A 19,186-nucleotide genomic window follows, 5' to 3' on the forward strand; every position below is an offset into this window, starting at 1 on the left:
AATATCTTAATAATAGTAATAGCACTGACGAAACTGTTGATTACTCCCAAAGACGCAGGTCAGACCCAGAAAGAGAATCGACAGCAACCTGTGTGCAACAGGGGTGGTTTTCCACGTTCAAAACCTGCGCAAAACTTTTCATCACCGCGGGTTGGGTTTTAGACACCTTATGCCCGTGGTTTCGACAAGTTTTCAACAGGTGTCTCTATTTCCCTACGAGCGCAGTGTAATTTTATCGCGCAGCGACTTGAGGTCTTCGGTGACGGCGCGGTCTTCCTGGATCATCTTCTGGACCTTTTTGTAGCTCGTGCTGACGGTCGAGTGGTTGCGGTTGCCAAATTCGGCGCCCACCGCCGTGGTCGTCATCTCGCACATCTCGATGGCCAGATAGATGGCAATATGGCGTGCTTTGGCGATATTGGCGTTGCGACGCGGGCCGATGAGCTCCTCGTGCGTCACGCCGTACTGCTCTTCGATGACGGACTGAACCGTCTGGACGTTGATCTTTTTGGCCGATGTGTCGAAGTACTGGCTGGCGATGGCGTCGATATCGTCAAAGGTGAGCTCCCCGCCCTCGCGCTCGCGGTCGCCCGCCTCGCCGGCGCAGCGCTCGCAAAAGCTCTCGAGTTCGCGGATGTTGGTGCCCGAGACCTCGGCCATGTGTTTAAAGTGCTCGTCGGTCAGGTGCCCGCCGTCGCCCCCATAGGCCGCCAGCAGCGAGTCGTCGCCTGCCTCGGGAGCGGCGACGATGGTGTTCTCGTAATAGCGCTGCAAGATCTTGTATTTCATCTCGTAGCTGGGCTCTGCGACCAGGCAGAGCATGCCGGCGTTGAAGCGGCTGGTCAGACGCTCGTCCATGCTCAGGTCCTTGGGGGCGCGGTCTGCCGCGATGACGACCTTCTTGTTGTTGCGGATGAACTCGTCCATGAGCTGGAAAAAGTAGTCCACGCTCGCGCGCTTGCCGATGATGTTTTGGATGTCATCGATGATGAGCACGTCCACGCCGTGGTATGCCTGCATGATAGGGGCGTTGCTCTTCTTTTGGCGGTCGAACTCGGTCATCAGGTCGTCCAGATATGCCTGGGAGTTGGCATACTTGACCTTGATCTCGGGCGACTTCTCGGCGAGCTCGTTTTTGATGGCAAGCAGCAGGTGCGTCTTGCCCAGGCCCGATTTGCCGTAGATGAACAGTGATGTGCACGTGCCGCGCTCGTCCGCGAGGGCGGCAAACTTGAGTGCCGAGCGATAGGCATGGCTGTTCTCGGGGCCGTAGACAAAGTTCTCAAAGGTGAATTTTGAGTTCGCGGCGAGCGGGGCTCCATCCGCATTCTGCTCGGCCGGCACGGTCGGTGCCGGCATGGGTGAAGCGGGGGTCGCGGCTTGCGTGGACTTAGTCGGCGCTCCGCCCTTCATCTGGTTCATCATGCGACGAAAATCATCGGCCGAGAGCGTGTTCTTGATTGCAATGCCCGAATCCGCGCCCGCCGCTGCGTCGTGAGCGATGGGCATGTGCGTGACGGGTGCGTTCGTTGACGTCGCCGCCGCGGTCGGCAACGGTGCCATGGTTTCACGGGAAACATCGCCGTGCTGGTGCTCGATTGTCGGCACGTCGCCTGCGGAGGCTGGCGCCGCCGGGGAAGCAGCGGATTCCGCCGCGGCGCCTTGCGGTGCCACGATGTCGAGCGCAATCGGTGCAAAGGCGATTTCTTCCAGATAGGCCTCAATGGCCGGTTGATGCTTTTTGAGCTGCGCGATGGCAAAGCGCGAGGGGGCCTCGATCGTGAGCGTATCTTCGGTCAGGCTTATGGCGCGCGATTGCCCCAGCATGTTGATGAGGCGTGCATCTTGGCCGTCGCGCTGGCAAAAGGCGATGGCATCCCCCAGGATGATGCTTGCTTCCTCGTCCACTGTCTCTCCCGTTCTTTAGCTCTGAGCTCGCACGCGAGCGGCGCCGAGTTCGGTCAGATGGTATTTCTGGCCATGCTTGATGACCAAGCCGGCCTGCGCCAAGTCATTGAGCGTGCGTGACCAAGTGGGGGCCGAGTTTCCAAACGCCCTCGCCAGATCGGTTGCACCGCACGCTTGATTTTGCGCCAGATAGCCCAGCGCGGCGTTGCCGCGATCGCTTACGAACACGTCCGGCTGTGGCTGCGCATACTGATTTGCTGCATTAGGATACATCATTTGAGCTGCTGATTGTTGAGAACTCTGCATCGGCGGCATTTGCTGTTGAAAACTTTGAGGCCACTGTTGGTAAGGCTGCGGAGTCATCTGCTGGGCCCAGGGGTTGTACTGCTGCTGCGGCATCTGCTGGTACGGCTGCTGATATCCCTGCTGGTACTGCTGTGGGAACTGCTGGCCATACCCCAGTGGCGGCATCTGCTGATATGGATATCCCTGTTGGTACGGCTGATATCCCATTTGCTGGCCACCCGGTGCCCCCGTCGCCTGCTGCATTGCTGCTGCATCCTGATCCGCCAGCGGCATGGCCTCTGGCACGTTTGGCGGCATCGACATCGACGCCGCCTGGGACTCTTGTGTAGGAAGCATTCCGGGCGGCTGCATCTGTCCCACGCGGGGCTGCATCTGTTGCGTTGCCATGGGCTGCTGCGCAAAAGCTCCCGGCAGGGGATATGCGGGCTGCTCCGTCTCGGGCCGCACGGCAGCACCGCGCCCGCCGGCGCGTTCGATTTCCTGCACGCGTTTAGGATCCAGGCTTACCGTAACCACGGTGCCGTTGCCCATGTTGTCCTCGATGGACACGGCCCCGCCGGCGTTTTCCAAATACTCCTGCACCATGGGAAACCCTGCTCCGGTTCCACGGATATAGCGCTTCATCTTGCTGTTTGCGCTGGTAACGCCAAAGTCGAAAGCGCGCTCCTTGTCGTCGATGCCGGGTCCTTGATCAGCAAAGCGGATGGTGTCTCCGCCGTCCAGAATCGAGATGATGGGCTCGGCAAAGTGCGCGTGGATAAAGTTTTCGACAATCTCGCGGATGACCATGAGCGAGATATGGCCACCTTGTTCTTTCATGCACTGGTAGACGGTGTTGGTCGTCTCTTCCAAATACGTGCGGACATCTTGCGGATCAATGACGATCACACGCGGTGTCGACAGCATGTCGTCATAGACGGCGATGCGCGCGGCGTACATGGCTTTTGGCGCCTGCGTGGTCGTCTGCTCGCCTTCCTCACGCTCTTCGCGCACGCCGGTGATGTGCTCGTTGTCGGGTGCCGGGTCTCCGGAATCGACCATGGTGTAAAAGTCGTCAGACATGCCGCTCGCAATCTTTCAAAAGGTTTCGAACAAATAGTAGCTCACCGTGCAATGTTTCTCATCTTTCGACAACTTTTCAAAACCTGTTGAAAACTTTGGAAAACGGACGAAAAGTTCTCAACATTGCCAACATGACCTGTTGAAAACTCGATGAAATATCGTGAAAAGTTGCCATGCACCGCTAAATCGAGCTCGGCTTATGGGGGAACCGTGTGAACTGCGCAACCTTTTACCTTTGATTTCTTGACATTTGAACATTGATTTCCCTACAATCTTCAAGCTCACGTGTCTATATCTGCGTCCGCGCCCCCGCGGACACTCGAAATGCAGCAGGAGGAACTTAAGATGAAGCGTACGTATCAGCCTAATAAGCGTAAGCGTGCCAAGACCCATGGCTTCCGTGCCCGTATGGCCACTAAGGGTGGTCGTGCCGTGCTCGCCCGTCGTCGCGCCAAGGGCCGCAAGCGTCTCACTGTCTAGCAGCGATACACACATCTCGCATGAAGACTATTAAGTCTCGGCAAGATTTCGAGCATGTGTTCAGTCAGGGGCGTCGTTTCAATCACCCTCTGATTCGAATGACCATATGTGAATCGGTTGGCGAAGGCGACTCCGGAAGGGTCGCCTTCGTTGGTGCTAAACGGCTCGGTTGTGCTGTCGTGCGCAACCGTTCTAAGCGTGTGATGCGCGAGGCCGCCCGCAGCTGTGGATTTCCCGTTGCGGGTTATGACATCATCTTGTTCGCAACTCCCAAGACGAGGGTTTCTTCGCCTCAGGAGATGGACAATGCATTGCGTTCGCTTATGAAACGCGCCGGCGTTGCCGGGGAGGAGCGATGAGCAATCACGTTTTGCGACGTGTTGCCATCGCTCCTATTCGCATATATCAACAGGTTATTTCGCCCTTATTGCCTGACGCCTGCATTTATTACCCAACGTGCTCGCAATACGCCGTCCAGGCGATTGAGAAGTACGGTGTTTTGAGAGGCTGCTGGCTTGCCGTGAGGCGCATCGCTCGCTGCAATCCCCTGCACGTCGGCGGTTATGACCCTGTGCCCTAGCGGGCACTCGCTATCGGAGGAAAACTTACATGTGGGATTGGATCGTTAACATCCTTTTCGAGCTGCTCAAGCTCATCCAGACCTTTGCGGTCGACTGGGGCCTGTCCATCATCATCCTGGTGGTCATCATCCGTCTGCTGCTGACGCCGCTTATGCTCAAGTCGACTAAGTCGACGGCACGCATGCAGGTGCTGCAGCCCAAGATGCTCGAGATCCAGGAGCGCTATGCCGACGATCCCCAGCGTCAGGCCGAGGAAATGCAGAAGTTCTACAGCGAGAACAAGTTCAACCCGATGGCTGGTTGTCTGCCGCTGTTGATTCAGATGCCTGTCCTGTTCGCCCTATTTACGCTGCTGCGTAACCTGCCGGACTACTTTAACGACGGCACGTTCTCGTTCTTTAATATTCTGCCCGACCTGACCACCACGCCGAGTGCCTCCTTTGCCGATGGCTTTATGGTCGCGCTGCCTGCGCTGGTCTGCCTGATCCTGTTCTCTGTCCTGACCCTGATTCCGCAGCTCTATATGTCGCGCAACCAGACCGGCCAGCAGGCTCAGAGCATGCGTATGATGGCCGTTGTCATGACGGTCATGATGCTTTGGATGGGCTGGAGCCTTCCCGTTGGTGTTCTGCTGTACTACGACGTCTCGTCTGCTTGGCAGGTTATCCAGCAGATTTTTGTGACGCAGAAGGTCATCGACAAGGCGAAGGCCGATGAGGAGGAGCGCCTTAAGAACGCGCCGCTGCAGGTTGAGGTCACTCGTCGCGAGAAGAAGCCGCGCCCGCACAAGAAGAAGTAGCGGGATATCAATCTTATTTAGGTACCTAACTTTTGGAGTACGTTATGTCTGAAGAGATCATCGAGGATATGCTTGAGGAGGTTGCCCCGCAGGTCGCGGGCGATTATCCCGAGATTGCACAGCGCTACAAGGCCGGTGAAGAGCTGACCGACGAGGAGCTCGACACCATTGCCGATGTCGCGATTTCCATCCTGCGTTCCATCCTTTCGCACTTCGATGCCGCCAACTCTCCTATCGATGAGTATGAGGGCGACGAGGGTGAGCTGATTCTGGATGTAACGGCTCCCGACCTTGCTGTTCTCATTGGCCGTCATGGTCGCACCCTTGATGCCCTTCAGGTTATGTTCTCTTTGCTAGTGAGCCGCAAGCTTGGCTTTAGGTATCCGGTTGTAGTGGACGTCGAGGGATACAAGAGCCGCCGTCAGGACAAGGTTGCCTCCATGGCTCAGTCTGCAGCCGAGCGTGCCATCCGCACTCATAAGAGTGTTTCGCTTCCGCCCATGAATGCCTATGAGCGTCGACTGGTTCACATTGCACTTCGTGGCAATGATGCCGTCGATACTCATTCTGAGGGTTCTGACCCTGATCGCCATGTGGTGATTGTTGCTCGATAATCTGCTCGAGCTTATGCTAAGGGGACGTGGTTTCCACGTCCCCTTTTTTTGTCAAAAGTTCTTGATACACTGATTTTTGTCAGAAAGGAGCTTTCGTTGTTAGTACTTACTGATCAGCAAGCTGACGAGATGTTGACTCGTCTAACTTCCTATTGCAAAGAGTATTCCTTGAGCGTATCTGATGTTGAGCTGAGGAAATGTATTCAGCATTTGGATTTGGTTCTGGAAACAAATAAGACAACTAATCTCACCCGTATTCTTAACGTAGAAGATGCTGCGGTACTTCATATCCTCGACTCACTTGTTTTGCTCCCCTATATCAATAAGGCTCCTGAGGGAGCTTTGCTCGATATGGGGACAGGTGCGGGCTTCCCTGGTATTCTGTTAACCATAACCACGCATCGTGAAGCTACTTATATTGACTCTGTTGGTAAGAAGGTTGATGCCGTCAATTCTTTTGTTCATGCTCTTGGGTTGAAACATGCTCATGCGATTCATGATCGCCTTGAAGAATATGCTCGAAGCCATAAGAAGCAGTTTTCTGTCGTAACCGCCCGCGCACTTGCCCCTCTACCGATTCTTGTTGAGTATGCGGCTCCGTTCCTCAAGGATGGAGGTCTATTTGTTATCACCAAGGGTAATCCTTCGGATGAGGAGCTAGTTTCCGGCATGTCGGCAGCTAAGATTTGCGGCTTCACTTTGCTTCTTAATGACGCAATCGATTTGCCTGAGGGCTTGGGCCACAGGGAGTTCATTGTTCTCAAGAAGAGTCATCCAGCATCCGTTTCATTGCCTCGTGCAAATGGCATGGCTAAGAAGAATCCGCTTGCCTAGATGTTTCACGTGAAACATAATGGATACTAACAACTTGCAGTGTTTCACGTGAAACATGGCGGTTGATATCGAATCGGAATGTTTCACGTGAAACATCCTCCGTTTGACAGCTTTAATACACACCAGGAGGGACCGTGGGATTTCGCGACGTTAAGCGTTCTAAGAACGCAAAAGACACGCGTATCATTGCAATCATCAATCAAAAAGGCGGCGTCGGTAAGTCAACGACGGCTGTAAACCTTGCAGCAGCACTGGGTGAGCAGGGTCGTAAGACACTGATTGTCGATTTTGATCCGCAGGGAAACAGTACCAGTGGATTTGGAATTGAAAAAGAAGACCTTGATCACTGCATCTATGATGCATTGTTGAATGATGTGCCGGCAGAATCGCTTGTTCTTGATACAAATTGCAAAAAAGTATTCGTAATTCCAGCTACGATTCAGCTTGCAGGTGCCGAAATTGAGCTCGTAAGCGCAATTGCTCGTGAAACCCGCCTCAAAGATTTGCTTGAGCCGATTCAGGACGAGTTCGATTTTATTTTCATTGACTGTCCTCCTTCGCTCGGCCTGCTTACTATCAATGCCTTGACCGCAGCAGATAGCGTTTTGATTCCAATCCAGTGTGAGTATTACGCACTCGAGGGCGTTACGAAGCTGCTTGAGTCAATGAAGATGGTCAAATCACGTCTGAACAAGGGCTTAGACACCTATGGCGTGCTTATGACCATGTATGACTCACGTACTTCTTTGTCGAATCAGGTTGTTGAGGAAGTTCAATCGTACTTTGGTGATAAGGCATTTAAGACGCTGATTCCCCGTACGGTTAAAATCTCTGAAGCTCCGTCTTTTGGAGAACCGGTAATTACCTATGCACCTCAAAACAAGGGTGCAAAAGCGTATATGAACCTTGCAAAAGAGGTGATCAAGCGTGCCTAGTGCAAAGAAACGTGGCGGATTGGGGCGTGGACTCAATGCTTTGGTCTCTGAGGCCGAGTATGAGACCGGTGGTTCTGCTGCATCTGCTTCAAATGTCGCATCTGAAACAAAACTATCTATTGAGGATATCGTTCCCAACCCTAATCAACCGCGAATTCACTTTAATGAAACTGAACTTCGCGAGTTGAGCGAGTCAATCCAAGAACATGGCGTTTTGCAGCCGCTCTTGGTTCGCAAGCATGGAAACGGCTATGAGATCATCGCTGGTGAGCGTCGTTACCAGGCGTCAAAGCTTGCTGGTCTTGAGGAACTGCCTGTCATCATTAAAGATGTTAATGATGAAGAGATGCTGGCTCTTGCTCTTATCGAAAACCTTCAGCGTTCTGATCTGAATCCCGTCGAAGAGGCTAAGGGCTATCGCCAGCTCATCGATGCTAGCGGTATGACCCAGGAGGCATTGTCGAAGGCCGTAAGCAAGTCGCGCTCTGCAATTACAAACTCGCTGCGCCTTCTCGATCTCCCCGAATTAGTTCAGCAGATGATTTTTGAGGGTAAACTTACTGCTGGTCACGCACGTGCGATTCTTGCAGTTCCCTATGAGGATGCTCGAATTCGACTTGCAGAGAAGGTTGTTGCGGAGGGCCTTTCCGTAAGAGCGACAGAAAATCTTGCTCCATTGTTTTCTGCCGGAGAGACGCCTAAGACGCCGAGGCCTGCAACGCCTCAGTCTTTTAAAAAGGCTGCGCGTGTACTTCGTCAGGTATTTAATACCAACGTGCGCGTGAAGAGCTCGCGTGGAAAGAATAAGATTGAGATTGAGTTTAAAGACGAGGAAGAGCTCTCTCGTATTCTTGGTGAAATGATTCAGTTTGATCAAGGAGGCCACGATGAGGAATAAGATTATTACTGCGATTGCGTTGGCGACGACTGTCGCGGCTGGTGCCTTTGCTGGCTTTAAGATCGCGACAGACGATGAACTTCGAGGTCGTTTGCTTCGTAGTGCGCATGATATCGTTGATACATCCAAGAAGAAAATGGATGTTATGACAGAAGATGTTGCCATGCGCACTGCTCAGGTAACGAAAAATCCTAAGATTAATCAAGGTTGGGTTAGCAACCAATGGGAAAATGTAGGCTATTAGGTACCTAACAATTACCCTGCATATTTTGAGCGGCCCTTGTCTGATTCATGAGACAAGGGCCGCTTATTTTGTCCGTAAAAAATGGGAAAGCTAGCAACGGTCCAAAATTGAGGTCAATAAATGAAATGGCCCCGGTTGCATATCCTGCAACCGGGGCCATTCGATGTTTCACATGAAACGTTTTGGAGTGCGACTCCCCTATGCGTTCTTCTGAACTTTGAAGCGCTGTTTCAGCTGTCCGCAAGCGGCGTCAATATCGTTACCACGGGAGTTACGAATCGTGGTCTCGATGCCACGGGACTCAAGACGACGCTGAAGATCCTCAACCTTATGAATCGGCGACGGCTTGAGCGGGCTGCCCTCGATGTCGTTAAGTTGAATCAGGTTAACGTGGCACAGCGTTCCCTCGCAGAAGTCGCAGAGCGCCTGCATCTCGGGATTCGTATCGTTGACGCCTTCGATCATGGCATACTCATAGGTCGGGCGGCGGCCAGTCTTCTCGGTGTAGAGCTGAAGCGCTTCGTGAAGGCGAAGCAGCGTGTACTTCTTAACACCGGGCATGAGCTTATTGCGCGTCGACTGGATGGCGGAATGCAGGGAAACGGCAAGAGTGAACTGCTCGGGGATATCGGCAAATTTGCGAATACCGGGAATAACGCCGCTGGTAGAGACGGTGAGGTGACGAGCGCCGATGCCGATGCCATCGGGGTCGTTGAGGATACGCAGTGCCTTGAGAACCTCGTCGTAGTTGGCAAACGGCTCGCCCTGGCCCATGAAGACAACGCTTGTGGCACGCTCGCCAAAGTCGTTGGATACATGAAGCACCTGGTCGACGATCTCTTGAGCGGTCAGAGAGCGCTTGAGGCCGTTGAGACCGGTAGCGCAAAAGGCGCAGCCCATGCCGCAGCCTGCCTGGGTGGAAACGCAGACGGAAAGCTTGTTACGACGGGGCATGCCGACGGTCTCGACGGAAATGCCATCGTGGTACTCGAGCAGATACTTGCGCGAGCCATCTTTGGAAACCTGCTTGGTGAGTTCAGTCGGCGTATCAAAGGCAAACGCCTCTTTAAGCTGCTCGCGGAAAGCCTTGGGAAGATTGGTCATATCGTCAAACGAACAAACGTTCTTCTCAAAGACCCATTCGATGAGCTGCTTCGCGCGGAAGGCGGGCTGGCCAAGTTCGGCCACGAGCTCGCGAATATCGTTTTGGCTCAAGTCGCGAATGTCCTGAGATTTAGTCTTGGGATTCATGGAAGCCTTTCGATTTTGGGGAAACGTAGAGGGTATCGCTACAATATGGTATCAGCTGCAGAAATTATAGAGGAGGAGTCTGCCCATGCCGGGTAAAAGCCTAGAGAACATGCACGTAGCGGTCTTGGCGGGCGGTCATTCCGCCGAGCGCGAGATCTCGCTCGATTCGGGAAAGAACGTTGTGGTGGCACTGAAGGAAGCCGGCTACACCTCGGTGGAGCTGCTTGACACGGCCGCTGATGACTTTATGGTAACCATGGCGACCGGCGGATTCGATGTGGCATTTATCGCCATGCACGGCGCCGGCGGTGAGGATGGCGCCATGCAGGGTGCCATGGAGACCCTGGGTATCCCCTACACGGCCTCGGGCGTACTTGCCAGCGCCTGCGGTGCCGACAAGGAGGTCTCTAAGCTCCTATACGCCAAGGCGGGCATTCCCATTGCCCCCGGCCTTGCGCTCGAGGTGGGCGACGAAGTCGATATCGATCATATCGTCGAGGTTTGTGGCGAGCGCTGCTTTGTGAAGCCGGCCGTCAACGGTTCCAGCTATGGCATTTCCCTGGTCCATGAGCCCTCCGAGCTGCCCGCGGCAATCGCCAAGGCGTTTGAGTACGGCGACAAAGTGCTGGTCGAGAAGTGCATCGAGGGTACCGAGGTCACCGTCGGCGTATACGGCGAAGATGACGTGCGCGCCCTGCCGATTGTCGAGATTCGTAAGCCCGAGGACTGCGAGTTCTACGATCTGGACGTGAAGTATGTCGACCCTACGGATATCCATCGCATTCCGGCGCAGATTTCACCCGAGAATTACGCTCGCGCTCAGGAACTTGCCTGTGCCGCTCACAAGGCCCTCGGTTGCCTGGGTATCTCGCGCAGCGACTTTATTGTGAGCGAGGACGGCCCCGTTATCCTCGAGACCAATACCATTCCCGGCATGACCGATACGTCGCTGTATCCGGATGAGATCCGCCACACCGACGACATGACGTTCCCGCAGGTCTGTGACAGCCTGATCCGTATGGGCCTTCGTCGAGCGGGCATTGCATGCTAATCGAGGACGCGGTTTCGTCAGGAACGCCGCAGTTTGTCATCGACTCCTATGCCACGCTTGCCGACCGCGCCAAAACGCAGTCCTTCGGCCTTATCGAGGAAGATGTGATTATCCTCGATACCGAGACCACGGGTCTTTCGGTGCAGGACAACGAGCTGATCGAGATCTCGGCGGCCCGTCTTTCGGGCCGCGAGGTCATCGACCGCTTCGATACCTTCGTGCATCCCAGGCAGCTGATTCCCGCCGAGATTACCGAGCTCACGAGCATTACAAATGCCGATGTTGCAGATGCCCCGTCGGCGGTTGAGGCCGTCGCCGCTCTCGCCGATTTTGTCGGTGGCTGCCCGGTGATCGCACACAACGCCACGTTCGACCGCTCGTTTATCGAGTCGGTCAAAGGCGGCGTCAACGTGAGCGATATTTGGATCGATTCGCTGGCGCTGTCGCGCATCGCGCTTCCGCGCCTGGCCTCGCACAAGCTGTCTTTTATGGCCGATCTGTTTGGCTGCGACTCGGTATCACACCGTGCCAATGCCGACGTCGACGCTCTGTGTGGCGTATGGCGCGTGTTGCTCGTGGCGCTCACCGACTTGCCCCAGGGCCTCATGGCGCGCCTAGCCGACATGCATCCGGACGTGCCTTGGTCCTATCGTCCTATCTTCTCATTCTTGGCAGGGCAGAACCCTGGTTCTATCTTCTCTCTCAGCGCCGCTCGTGCTGACGTTCTCAAGGCCGATCGCGCCGACGATCGGGTGGACGCCGATGAACTGCCGGTTCTCAAGATGCCGAGTCGTGAGGAGATTGAGGCAGACTATGCGCCAGGTGGCCTAGTCAATCGCATGTATCCCACCTACGAGCCGCGTGATGAGCAGATCGCGATGGCGCTCGAGGTCCGCGATGCGCTGGTCACGGGCACTCATCGAGTAATTGAGGCAGGCACAGGCGTCGGCAAATCGATGGCCTATCTGGTACCTTTTGCCGAGGCAGCACGCCGTAACAACATCACGGTTGGTATTGCGACCAAATCGAATAATCTTGCCGACCAGCTCATGTACCATGAGCTGCCAAAACTTGCCGAGCAACTGGACGGCGGTCTGTCATTTTGCGCTCTCAAGGGGTATGACCACTATCCGTGCCTGCGCAAGCTTGAGCGCATGAGCCGCGGCCAGGTCGAGATTACCACCAAGCGCGATCCGGCGGACACGCTCACGGCGGTCGCGGTCATTATGGCGTACGTCTGCCAATCAGCCGATGGCGACCTCGACTCGCTCGGCATTCGGTGGCGCAGCGTCAACCGTCCCGACTTTACGACGGCCTCGCGCGAGTGCGCTCGTCGCCTCTGCCCGTTTTTCCCTGATAAATGTTTGGTCCACGGCGCTCGCCGTCGTGCGGCGCACGCCGATGTGGTGGTCACCAACCATTCCCTGCTGTTCCGCAACGTCGCGGCCGAGGGCAGGATTTTGCCTCCGATTCGTCATTGGGTAATCGACGAGGCCCATTCCATCGAGCGCGAGGCACGCCGTCAATGGGCGCGCGTGGTGTCGGCGGACGAATCACGCGTTCTGTTTGAGCGTCTGGGTGGCTCGAGCACCGGCGCGCTAAGCCAGGTTTCCCGTGATTTGGCAACCTCCGAGGGCTCTACGCTCTATCTGGGCCTTACTGCCAAGGCGACGTCGACGGTTGCGCGCGCGAGCATGGCGATCGCCGGCGTGTTCGATGGCGTTCGCGAGCTCGGTCGCCGTGCCCGTGGGGGCTATGACAATGCCAATCTATGGATTGGCCCCGAGCTGCGCGAATCTGACGACTGGCATGATTTCTTACAGTCGGCCTACGCTGCCATCGGCACATTGGAACAAGCTGACAAGAGCGTCGACGCGCTGGTACAAGCCGTCGCCGCCGACAAGCCCGAGGTTGTTGTCGACCTGGGTGATATCTCGCGCCGCCTGCACGAGCTGGCCGAGAACCTCAAGCTCATCATTGACGGCACCGATGAACACTACGTGTATTCGCTGCAGGTCAATCGCAGGCTGCGTGCCGGCGGCGAGTCGATGACCGCGGAGCGCATCGATATTGGCGAGGCCTTGGCAACCGAGTGGCTGCCCGAGGTTCACACGGCTATCTTTGCCTCGGCGACCATGACGGTGTCCAAAAGCTTTGAACACTTTAACCATGCGGTCGGCCTCGATCGCATCGGTGCTTCAACATCCTCATCGCTGCACTTGGACTCGAGCTACGACTTCGATTCGAACATGGCTGTAGTCGTTGCGGGCGATATCCCCGATCCGCGCGATCGTGAGAGCTATCTTACGGCGCTCGAGCGCGTGCTGGTCGACGCTCATCTTGCCATGGGCGGCTCGGTGCTCACGCTGTTCACCAACAGGCGTGACATGGAGGAGCTGTACGATCGCGTCGAGCCCAAGATGGCTCGTGCGGGCCTGGAACTCAACTGCCAGCAGCGCAACTCATCTCCTCGTCGCCTGCGCGACCGGTTTATCAACGAGCCAACCTCATCGCTTTTTGCGCTTAAGGCCTTCTGGGAGGGGTTTGACGCCAGCGGCGAGACGCTGCGCTGCGTCATCATTCCCAAGCTGCCGTTCTCGAGCCCCACGGACCCGCTCTCGTGCGAGCGCAACCTGCGCGAAGACCGCGCTTGGGCGCGCTATTCGCTGCCTGAGGCAGTGCTCGAGGTCAAGCAGGCGGCCGGCCGCCTTATCCGCTCGTCGACCGATTGCGGCGTGCTGATTCTGGCCGACCCGCGCCTGGTGACGAAGGGCTACGGAAAGAAGTTCTTAACGTCGCTGCCCACGAGCTCCTACCAGCGCATCGAATCGGCGCAGATCGGGCACTATCTACAGCTGTGGCGTGCACGCCACGAGCGGCGGCGCTAAAGCGGACAGACGAGGGTTTTTGCCATATCGCACAGACGCTTTGACAGGGCGGGGTCATCCAAGATGCGGATGGCTCCGCCCGCTGCGATTATCTGGCTCAGCAGCCAACGCTCGGAGCCGTAATGTACGGTTACCGTTGCCATGTCTGTCCCGCTGCGTTCGATTAGGGTGATGCCGGCCCAGTCCAGATGCTCCGCCATATCGAATGGCATCAAGAGCTTTGCGCTACGCTGCGTCCGGGCAAGGGAATCGTGGAGGGATGCAACGTCCGGTGCGTGAGGCACGACGGAGTCTTCCGTCAAGGCGAGTCCCTCGATTTTATCCATGCGATAGGTGCGCTGCTCATCGACCGCGATGTCCCAGGCAATCAGATATGTTTGGTCGCCGTTTGCTGTAATGCGCAAGGGGTCGACCAGACGCTCGCGTGGCCGCGCATCGTCCATCGAGCGATACGAGATACGACAGCGAACACCGTCCTGAATGGCGCAGCTCAGCTGCTGCCAGTGCGACCCGTGGTTGACGGTGTCAAAGACGTGCTGGTTATAGCCGAGCTCTTCGGGTAGAAGAGCATGTCGAATTCGAGCCGCCGCCTGGGGCTCGATCCCCAACGATTCAAGTTCGTGGTTGAGCACAGCGCCCTCGGCGGCACTCAGGCGCAGCGGTAGTACACGCCCGGCGTCACCGGTGAGGACCACGCGCTCGCCGTGGCATTCGCAGATGATACGCGCACCCGATTCTCGGTCCGCGAGCGTCGAGACGATCTCGAGAATCTCGTCGAGCGACGCCCCCGTGATGTCAAAGCGACTGCAAATCTCGGTTCGTGTCATGCCGCTCTCGCCGGCGGCGTAGAGGGCCTCCATAATGTCGATGGCGCGCGAGAGCCTCTGCTCGCTGGTGAGTTTACGCACGGGCATGCTCGTGCACCGTCCTTTCAATGAGGTGGTTCCACGCCTGCTTGAGCGATTTGGGGGCCATGGGCCTCATGCCGTCCATGGCGTGGGCCATGCAAAATGAGGCGGCGGCTTCAAGATCGCGCACGTCAACGGTCCAAGTCCATCCCGAATCGGTGTGTGCGAGCTCACCTCGCCCGCGCGTGAGGCCGTTGATCATATCGATCTGCGTCTGCGGGGCGAACGAGAACGTAGCCGCAACGGGCGGGCGGTCGGCAAAATCGAATTCAAAGAACAGGTAGTCGTTGAGATTGAAGTCTGCAGGGATGGCGTAGGCCTTCGAAGGACGCCAAGCGCGAACGATACGGTCGCAGCGGAATGTCCTGATGTCGTCGGTGGCATTGTCGAGGCCGCAGAAGTACGCAACGCCCTCGCGCTCGAACATGCCGTAGACGCAGACGGTACGCTCTTTCTGCTCACCGCGTCCGTTCTGATATAAAAATCGCAGTGCGCATCGCTCGGCAAAGGCGCTCCATACCGCATCGACGGTGGGAGAGCGGCGGATCGGTGCTTCGTCCGCCGTCGTCCTGCCGGTGAGGTAGGCAATCTTGGAACGAATATCGGCAAGCGGCGCGGCAAAAGTGGATGAGCCGGCCGCTATTGTCTGGTCGATAGCGTTGAGCAGGATATCGGCGTCGTCTGCGGTGATGAGGCCGCCTGCCGCAAACGTGTGCTCGCGGTCGATTGTCCATGAGCTTTCCTCGGTCTCCTGCGCGCCGGCGGGGCGAACCTCCTTGATTAAGATGCCGCGTTCGAGCAGTTTGTCACGATCGCGCCGAAACTTGCGCTTATCCGAGTCGATATTGCCCGAGCCATATCCCAGGTCAGAATCCAAGACGATCTGCTCGGTCGTCAGCGGTTCGGGGGAGCTGTTGAGCACAAAGAAAAGATTGAGGATGCGCTGAGCCGTTTTATCGAAACTGGGCTCCGAATTCCCCTTTTTAATTGTCGCGGTCGCGTCGCTTGCCGTCATAGAGTCCTCGCATGAGAAGGTGGTTTGCTGCCATGATTTTAGTCCGATATGGAGATTAGGCTATATCCTTGTCCGCTCGGGGCGTTAAGATGGCCCGAATTCGGTCGTTTGCGCTCGCTCGGGGTATACTTTCGACTATATACGGTTCTAATGTGCATGCATTGGGCCTATTTGTCGGATTATGGATGTGGAGCGCACATGGCGAACACCCAGAACTATATTAACCACCTGCTGCAGAACACCGGCATCACGCCGGCATGCAGCGAAGAAGAGCGCTTGGCTGCCGAGGATATCGCTCAGATCTTCCGCAACCACGGCTTTGATCCCGAGGTTCAGGAGTTCAATGCCCCGGCGCCCAGCAGGTTGGCATTTGCCGTTACCGGTATTCTTGCGTTTGCCGGCGCCCTGCTGATGGGCATCGGCGGCGGCATCGGCTTGGTCGGCACCTTGCTGGCCATTGTCGGTGCCGTTCTTTACGTGCTCGAGCGCACGGGCCATCCCGTGGTTTCGCGCCTGGGCAAGACGGGCGTGAGCCAAAATGTCATCGCCTACCACAAGGCCTCGGGCCCGCTCGCGTCTCCGCGCAACCGCCCGGTGGTCGTTGTCGCACACTACGACTCTCCCCGTGCTGAGCTGCTCGCCCGCGAGCCCTATGCTTCGTATCGTGCGCTCATCGCCAAGCTGTTGCCCGTTGCCACGGTTGCCCCTGCTGCCGTTGCCATCTTGCGTATCCTGCCGCTCCCCGGCGCGCTCAAGGTTCTGCTGTGGATTGTCGCGATCCTCGCTTCCCTCGTTGCGCTCGCCAACGCGGCAAACATCATTTCTAACCGTTTTGTGCTTCCCTATACGTCCGGCGCAGTGTGCAACAAGTCTTCTGTCGCCGCTATGCTCGGCGTTATGGACAACGTTGCTCCCTTCCAGGGCGAAAACGAGTTTCCCGACGATGTTCCGTTCGATACCTATTTTGGGGAGCAGAAGCGTCGTGCCGAGGAGATGGCGCGCGCAGCAGCGGAGTATGCCGCGGCCCAACAGCAAAACGACTACGGCAACACCATCGAGTATGAAGAGCCTACCTACGCCGAGGACGAGTTCGGTCAGCCGATTGCTCCCGACGCTCAGACCGAGCCCGAACAGGGCGAGGCTTTCGACGAGCAGATCGAGGGCTTTGAGGGTGCGTCTGCCGACGAGACGCTGATTGGCGCCATCGTGCCCGAGGATCAGAATCAGGCTGTCCAGGCCGAAGAGTTCAATGACGAGGTTCCCACTGCCGAGCCGGCGGAGGAGCCTGTCGCGGCCGAGCCCGAGCCCAGGCTCTATCGCAATGCCGCCGGCAACATCCGCTTTGGTTCGGATGCCATCCGTGCGCTCGGAATGCTTCCCGAGTCCTGCACGCTCGATTACGAGGAAGGCGAGGAGCCGACGTTTGAGCCCGAGCCTGCCCCCGTCGTGACTGCATCTGCGCCCGTTGTCGCCGTGGATGATGAGTCTGCCGCGGTTACCGCTGCCGTTGCCGAGCCCGAGGCGGTGTCCGCGATCGATCCCGCGGCAGGACTGGACATTTTGGCTCCCGCCGCGCCGGCGCAAGACGTTACGGACGAGTCTGACGACGATTACGTTGAACAGCCGAGGCGCGTGTCTTACGAGAGCGATACTGATTTCTCGGCCGAGATTCCCGCGGCAACGCCCCATGCCGATATTGCATCTGCGTTCTCTTCGATTGGCGCCAGTGCTTCCAACTTCTTTAAGGGTGCGCTTGCAAAGGGCAAGAAATTTGTCGACGATTTCGAGGAGAAGCGCGCTGTCGCACGCGAGGCTGCCGAGCAGGAGGCTATCGCTCAGCAGCAGGCAGCCGAGGCGGCACGTGAGCGCGCGGCGCAAGAGTTCGAGCAGAACGAGGCTATGCAGTCCGTGCCCGTCGACGCTGCCGAAGCTACAACGTCCTTTGAGTCCCAGCAACCGGCGTCCACGGATATTGTTGAGGCGACGACGTCTTTCGAGGCTCAGCAGCACGTCGATAGCACCATGTCGTTTGATGCCGCGCAGTTCGATTCCACGATAACGTTTGAAAAGCAAGGCACCGCGATTGCCGAGCCCCTTCCTGTTTCCGATGAGCAGGGCGCCGTGGCAGACGATGACGAGCCTATTGATGCTGCCGAAATCCAAGATGCCGCCGAGGACGAGGCCGCCGAGGCCAACCCTGACGAAGAGCAATACGCGGCAGCCGAGCAAGATGATTCGGCCGAGGTCGAGCAGGAGGAAGTGCCTGCGGTTTCCGAGGCTTCCGAGACAGATGAGTCGAGGCCTTACTCCACGCAGATTTTCACCATGCCGGCCCCGAGTGGTTCCGGTGCCACGGTTGCCGATGTTGCTCCCACCCAGGACGAAACGGTCGATTCCCTTATGGCCCAGATTTCCTCCCAGGCATCACCGCGTCCGCAGATGAATGTTCCCGATCCGGCGTCGGCTCCGTCGCCTGCACCTTCCTCGTCTCCGCTGGCTTCGGTCCCCGATCCGTCGCTGCCGTCGATGAAGCAGGCAAACGTTGCGTCTCGCACGTCGCTGTTCGACCTTCCCGACCCCTCCGCACAGGTCAACGACCCCTTTGCTACCGCTCAGGGTCCCGAACCAACATCGGCACCCGTTGCGCCTCCTAGGCCCGTTGCGTCGGGCGCTCAGCCGATCGAGACCATTTCGGCTCCCGCCCCGGCGGCACCCAAGTCTCGCAAGCGCGGCCTGGGCGGCCTGTTCGGTCGTAAAAAGAAAAACGAACAGGACAGCATGAGTGATTGGCTGGGCGTCGAAGACGATTACGATGCCAAGAAGTCCGGTCGCGGCATCGGTTCGTGGGATAATTTCGAGGACGATAACGATGGCTGGAAGGGCGGCGCTACGTCTTCCGACGGCGCTTCTTCCGAAGATATGCTCTCGGCTGTCGCCTCTATGGGCGACGATGAGCTGCTCGGTCACGATATCTGGTTTGTGGCAACGGGCGCCTCGGATTGTGATGGCGCCGGTATGAAGGCCTTCTTGGCTTCGCATCGCGATAAGCTCCGCGGCGTCTTCTTCATCAATCTTGAATCCGTCGGCGCCGGTAGGCTTTCGGTGGTGACGGTTGAGGGCGAACAGCAGCTGCTCAAGGGTGATCGCCGCATCATGAACCTGGTCAGCAAGGTGTGCAAGTCGTTCCATGTCGATTGTGGCGCGCTCGAGATGCCCTATGCCAAGACCGATGCCTATGCCGCGCTCGAGGCGAGCCGCCGAGCCCTCACCATCGCCGGCGTGGACGGCACGCGCCTGGCTTGTGCTCGTACCGAGGACGACCTGCCCCACAATGTCAACCCGACGAACATTGCCACGGTATCCGAGGTCGTGACCGAGGTTATCCGCCGTTCGTAGACGGAGCTCTAAGGAG

17 protein-coding genes are annotated in these 19,186 nt (G+C 57.1%); 12 read left to right on the top strand and 5 right to left on the bottom strand.

What is annotated here, in order from left to right:
* Positions 1-213: 213 nt before the first annotated feature.
* Positions 214-1,908, bottom strand: a complete 1,695-nt coding sequence (locus AAAV21_RS09195) for a DnaA/Hda family protein (RefSeq protein WP_349109124.1) — start codon at positions 1,906-1,908, stop codon at positions 214-216.
* A 15-nt stretch (positions 1,909-1,923) separates the two neighbouring features.
* On the bottom strand, positions 1,924-3,255 hold the full coding sequence (locus tag AAAV21_RS09200; RefSeq protein ID WP_349109126.1) for an ATP-binding protein: 1,332 nt from the start codon (positions 3,253-3,255) through the stop codon (positions 1,924-1,926).
* A 366-nt stretch (positions 3,256-3,621) separates the two neighbouring features.
* Between AAAV21_RS09200 and rpmH the strand changes: the two genes are divergently transcribed.
* The 9 genes from rpmH (at position 3,622) to AAAV21_RS09245 (ending at position 8,661) form a co-directional block, all read left to right on the top strand.
* Complete coding sequence (gene rpmH, locus AAAV21_RS09205; RefSeq protein WP_019127408.1) at positions 3,622-3,756, top strand: 50S ribosomal protein L34; 135 nt, start codon at positions 3,622-3,624, stop codon at positions 3,754-3,756.
* 20 nt (positions 3,757-3,776) lie between these two features.
* Positions 3,777-4,115 carry a ribonuclease P protein component gene (rnpA, locus tag AAAV21_RS09210; RefSeq protein ID WP_082435526.1) on the top strand — a complete coding sequence of 113 codons (339 nt, stop codon included), beginning with the start codon at positions 3,777-3,779 and terminating at the stop codon, positions 4,113-4,115.
* On the top strand, positions 4,112-4,336 hold the full coding sequence (yidD, locus tag AAAV21_RS09215; RefSeq protein ID WP_022093804.1) for a membrane protein insertion efficiency factor YidD: 225 nt from the start codon (positions 4,112-4,114) through the stop codon (positions 4,334-4,336). Before rnpA ends, yidD begins: the two co-directional genes overlap by 4 nt.
* A gap of 29 nt (positions 4,337-4,365) precedes the next feature.
* Positions 4,366-5,136 carry a YidC/Oxa1 family membrane protein insertase gene (locus AAAV21_RS09220; protein ID WP_349109129.1) on the top strand — a complete coding sequence of 257 codons (771 nt, stop codon included), beginning with the start codon at positions 4,366-4,368 and terminating at the stop codon, positions 5,134-5,136.
* 44 nt (positions 5,137-5,180) lie between these two features.
* Positions 5,181-5,750: a R3H domain-containing nucleic acid-binding protein gene (locus AAAV21_RS09225; protein ID WP_022093802.1), complete on the top strand. Its 570-nt coding sequence runs from the start codon at positions 5,181-5,183 to the stop codon at positions 5,748-5,750.
* Positions 5,751-5,846: 96 nt separating this feature from the next.
* Entirely contained in the window at positions 5,847-6,584 is a 738-nt protein-coding gene (gene rsmG / locus AAAV21_RS09230; RefSeq protein WP_349109132.1) for a 16S rRNA (guanine(527)-N(7))-methyltransferase RsmG, read from the top strand.
* 134 nt (positions 6,585-6,718) lie between these two features.
* Positions 6,719-7,519, top strand: a complete 801-nt coding sequence (locus AAAV21_RS09235; protein ID WP_055251322.1) for a ParA family protein — start codon at positions 6,719-6,721, stop codon at positions 7,517-7,519.
* Positions 7,512-8,417 (top strand): ParB/RepB/Spo0J family partition protein, encoded by a 906-nt coding sequence (locus AAAV21_RS09240; RefSeq protein ID WP_349109134.1) that lies wholly within the window; start codon positions 7,512-7,514, stop codon positions 8,415-8,417. The genes AAAV21_RS09235 and AAAV21_RS09240 overlap by 8 nt, the downstream gene beginning before the upstream one ends.
* Positions 8,407-8,661, top strand: a complete 255-nt coding sequence (locus AAAV21_RS09245; protein ID WP_055251321.1) for a hypothetical protein — start codon at positions 8,407-8,409, stop codon at positions 8,659-8,661. Before AAAV21_RS09240 ends, AAAV21_RS09245 begins: the two co-directional genes overlap by 11 nt.
* A 198-nt stretch (positions 8,662-8,859) precedes the next feature.
* On the opposite strand, the gene rlmN is transcribed toward AAAV21_RS09245, so the two are convergent.
* Positions 8,860-9,912 (bottom strand): 23S rRNA (adenine(2503)-C(2))-methyltransferase RlmN, encoded by a 1,053-nt coding sequence (gene rlmN, locus AAAV21_RS09250; protein ID WP_117634727.1) that lies wholly within the window; start codon positions 9,910-9,912, stop codon positions 8,860-8,862.
* A gap of 85 nt (positions 9,913-9,997) precedes the next feature.
* Between rlmN and AAAV21_RS09255 the strand changes: the two genes are divergently transcribed.
* Together AAAV21_RS09255 and AAAV21_RS09260 are read left to right on the top strand one after the other, a co-directional pair.
* Positions 9,998-10,963: a D-alanine--D-alanine ligase gene (locus AAAV21_RS09255; RefSeq protein ID WP_117655795.1), complete on the top strand. Its 966-nt coding sequence runs from the start codon at positions 9,998-10,000 to the stop codon at positions 10,961-10,963.
* Complete coding sequence (locus AAAV21_RS09260) at positions 10,957-13,851, top strand: helicase C-terminal domain-containing protein (RefSeq protein ID WP_349109139.1); 2,895 nt, start codon at positions 10,957-10,959, stop codon at positions 13,849-13,851. The genes AAAV21_RS09255 and AAAV21_RS09260 overlap by 7 nt, the downstream gene beginning before the upstream one ends.
* Here the strand turns inward: AAAV21_RS09260 and AAAV21_RS09265 are convergent.
* Entirely contained in the window at positions 13,848-14,765 is a 918-nt protein-coding gene (locus AAAV21_RS09265; protein ID WP_117716220.1) for a WYL domain-containing protein, read from the bottom strand. The genes AAAV21_RS09260 and AAAV21_RS09265 overlap by 4 nt on opposite strands.
* Positions 14,752-15,774 carry a WYL domain-containing protein gene (locus AAAV21_RS09270; RefSeq protein WP_117647825.1) on the bottom strand — a complete coding sequence of 341 codons (1,023 nt, stop codon included), beginning with the start codon at positions 15,772-15,774 and terminating at the stop codon, positions 14,752-14,754. The genes AAAV21_RS09265 and AAAV21_RS09270 overlap by 14 nt, the downstream gene beginning before the upstream one ends.
* 198 nt (positions 15,775-15,972) lie before the next feature.
* On the opposite strand from AAAV21_RS09270, the gene AAAV21_RS09275 reads away from it, so the two are divergent.
* Complete coding sequence (locus AAAV21_RS09275) at positions 15,973-19,170, top strand: hypothetical protein (RefSeq protein ID WP_349109143.1); 3,198 nt, start codon at positions 15,973-15,975, stop codon at positions 19,168-19,170.
* Positions 19,171-19,186: the final 16 nt, after the last annotated feature.

Origin of the sequence: Collinsella sp. CLA-AA-H302 (assembly GCF_040093305.1) — a bacterium.
GTDB lineage: Bacteria > Actinomycetota > Coriobacteriia > Coriobacteriales > Coriobacteriaceae > Collinsella.